Genomic DNA, 534 nt, shown 5'->3' with positions numbered 1-534 from the left:
CGATGATCGCCTGGTGGGGCACCGCCATGCTCTGCTACGTCACGCCCAAGGAGCACCTGGGCCTGCCCAACCGGGACGATGTGAAGACCGGCGTCATCACCTACAAGATCGCCGCCCACGCCGCCGACCTGGCCAAGGGCCACCCCGGCGCGCAGGCCTGGGACGACGCCCTCTCCGACGCCCGCTTCGAGTTCCGCTGGGAGGACCAGTTCAACCTGGCCCTCGACCCGGAGACCGCCCGCGAGTTCCACGACGAGACCCTCCCCGCCGAACCTGCCAAGACGGCCCACTTCTGCTCCATGTGCGGCCCGAAGTTCTGCTCGATGAAGATCTCCCAGCAGATCCGCAACGAGCACGGCGACGGCTCGACGGCGGTGGCGACCGACACCGACTTCGACGCGGAAGCGGTGGCCGGTATGGCCGCCAAGTCCGAGGAGTTCGCGGCCTCCGGCAACCGGGTGTACCTGCCGTTGGCCGACTGACCGCCGACTGCTGAGCGCCGCCCCGGGGGCCGGAGGGGGATCCCCGGTGCGG

At 70.4% G+C, this 534-nt stretch carries 1 protein-coding gene; it reads left to right on the top strand.

Features of this window, described 5'->3' with window-relative positions; translation table 11 throughout:
- Nucleotides 1–482: phosphomethylpyrimidine synthase ThiC (locus UK12_RS33030; protein WP_045306902.1), on the top strand; the 482-nt coding region annotated here is incomplete at its 5' end.
- Between the last annotated feature and the right edge of the window lie 52 nt (nt 483–534).

Origin of the sequence: Saccharothrix sp. ST-888 (assembly GCF_000955975.1) — a bacterium.
Taxonomy (GTDB): domain Bacteria; phylum Actinomycetota; class Actinomycetes; order Streptomycetales; family Streptomycetaceae; genus Kitasatospora.
Note: the sequence above shows the minus strand (reverse complement) of the source record. Positions and strands in the feature narration are given on the sequence as shown.